This is a genomic window from uncultured Rhodoblastus sp. (genome assembly GCF_903903185.1).
Taxonomy (GTDB): domain Bacteria; phylum Pseudomonadota; class Alphaproteobacteria; order Rhizobiales; family Beijerinckiaceae; genus Rhodoblastus.
On the sequence record NZ_CAIUXT010000020.1, the window covers coordinates 1 to 2,317 of the forward strand.

The following is a 2,317-nucleotide window of genomic DNA, read 5'->3' on the forward strand; positions in this document are numbered from 1 at the left end:
AGCTTGAACTGCGCGACTTGCAGCTTGGTCCGCTCGCCGGCGATGATCGCCCAATCCTCGCTCCAGTCGAACTGGAACGCTTCGCCTGGCTGGAAAACCAAGGGAACAAACGCGCGGCGGCCGGTGGTTTGCTGCTCTCGGCTCCGCTCCGCCTTCCAGTCGCGGGCGAAGGCGGCCACTCGACCATAGGAGCCGGTGAAGCCGAGCGCGACCAAATCGCCATGCAATTGTTTGAGCGTGCGTTTCTGCTTGCGCGGCTTGCTCGCCTCTGTCTTCAGCCAGCCAGATAATTTGTCGGAGAACGCGTCGAGCTTGCTCGCCCGATCGGGAACTTTGAATTGCACCTCGACGACGTCGGACCGCAGATATTTGCGGATCGTGTTGCGCGACAAGTGCGTCCGTCGCGATATCTCTCGGATAGAAAGCTGGTCCCGAAAAGCCCAGCGCCGGATAACGCTCAATAACTCCATGTTGATCACTCCAAAGCCCCCCGCTGAAAACGGCCAGGGCGGGTTCAAACATGGGTCAATTCTCGGTGGAAATATCCTGCGTTGCCGGGTCAACTCTCATTGGAAATCAACAAGTTTTCGGTTACACGCGTTGTTTTCATACAACAATTCGCTTCCGGCTTTGCCACGATGGCGGCCGTTCGGGAGTTGGACGCCAGACCCGGGCATGGAGCGCCATTGGCCGGTTACCGCCGATGAAACTGTTCGTCCGGCCAGCAATCCTATGTCAGCTAATGTGAAGGGTTTCGGACGCCGGCCCCATCACGACGGATCGGGCAGCGGCGGGGCCGGCGTCCGAAAGCCTCCAGGGGAGGAAACCGCGGGACGGTGATCCTCGATGGTTTCGTCGGCGATCTATGGGGATTTGTGGAGCGGCGTCGGGGTGGTGAGCGCAGTCTCGATATTAAGCAGCGTCGGGAGGCATGCGCACGGCGCGTTTTGACGGCAGGGAATGTTGTTTGTAGTCGCGTCGGGATCAGTTTCGGCCACCGTTTTTGTCGCCAGGGATGTTGCTGCGACGAGGCTGTATTGGCCGGCGCCTTTAGGCGTCGACGCAATGTCGGCGGCATGAGTGCGGGCTTTGATTTTGGTCATGAGGTGTCGAGTCGCGCGCAATCGGCTTTGAAGCTGCGTGGCGTCGCGCCGCGCGCGAAACGCTCGATGACGCGCATGCGTCCCGCGCAGCAAGGGCAGGCATTGGCCGGCGCGGACGTTTCCCGCTGTTCTGTCGTTTGCGGCTCGTCGCTCGCCGCGCCGATATCGTGTGAAGGCTTTTCGGCTCCCTCGGCGGCGATGAGTTCGCGCAGGCGGGTGATGTTGGCGGCGCGTTTCTGGCTGGCGAACAGCCCGTAGTGACGAATGCGGTGGAAGCCGCCGGGCAGGACATGCGTGAGAAAGCGGCGGATGAACTCGTCCGCCGGCAGCGTCATGGACTTGATCCAGGACTTGCCGGGCGCCTTCCCCTGAACGCGATAATCCTTCCAGCGAAAGGTGACCTTCCCGTCGTCGAAGCCGAGGAGGCGGCTGTTGGAGATCGCCACGCGATGGGTGTAGCGCGAGAGATAGGCGAGCACGGCTTCCGGCCCGGCGAAGGGACGCTTGGCGTAGACGACCCATTCGCTTCGGCGCAGCGGGGCGAGCGCCGCGTCGAAGGCGTCCTTGTCGGCGACGGCGGCGAGATCGCCGAAAAAGCTTAGGCGACCGGCATGATGAAGCGCGGCGAGGCCTTCGAGGAACAGGCGGCGGAACAGGCGCGACAGCACGCGCACCGGTAGGAAGAAGCCCGGCTTGCAGGCGATCCAGCGTTCGCCGTCCGGCGACAGCCCGCCGCCGGGAACGATCATGTGGATATGGGGGTGATGGGTCATCGCCGAGCCCCAGCTGTGGAGCACGGCGGTCATGCCGATGCGGGCGCCGAGATGTTTGGGATCGGCGGCGATCGTGATCAGCGTCTCGGCGGCGGCTTTGAACAGGAGGTCGTAGATCGCGGCCTTGTTCTGGAAGGCCATGGCCCCGATCGACGCAGGCAGTGTGAATACGACATGATAATAGGGAACCGGCAGCAACTCGGCCTGTCGCTCTGCCAGCCATTGCCGCGCCGCCGCGCCCTGGCATTTGGGGCAGTGGCGGTTGCGGCAGGTAATGGGCGTCGCCCATTACCTGCCTTATGGGCAAATCCAGTAATGGGGAGTTGGCGGCGGCTTGACCGCGTTCTTGTGTCCGCGCCGCCAATCCGGCTCACCATTACGAAGGGCGCTTGAGGAGCGCGATCAGTTTATCGGACGGCTGGAACGCGCCGCGCCGCAGAT

The 2,317-nt window shown here is 62.9% G+C and carries 1 protein-coding gene and 2 pseudogenes; all 3 read right to left on the reverse strand.

From position 1 onward, the window contains the following. Positions 1 to 470 (reverse strand): annotated as a pseudogene (locus QZY01_RS01615) (IS21 family transposase); the annotation flags it as partial. A gap of 393 nt (positions 471 to 863) precedes the next feature. Next, the gene (locus tag QZY01_RS01620; protein ID WP_294532569.1) at positions 864 to 1,103 is read right to left on the reverse strand and encodes a hypothetical protein; all 240 of its coding nucleotides are present in this window, start codon (positions 1,101 to 1,103) and stop codon (positions 864 to 866) included. After that, a pseudogene (locus QZY01_RS01625) lies at positions 1,100 to 2,149 on the reverse strand (IS91 family transposase); the annotation flags it as partial. The gene QZY01_RS01620 and the pseudogene QZY01_RS01625, both read right to left, overlap by 4 nt. Between the last annotated feature and the right edge of the window lie 168 nt (positions 2,150 to 2,317).

Bases quoted from the DNA above. Each gene is read 5' to 3' on its own strand.
- QZY01_RS01620 (WP_294532569.1), bottom strand. From the start codon at position 1,103: ATGACCAAAATCAAAGCCCGCACTCATGCCGCCGACATTGCGTCGACG.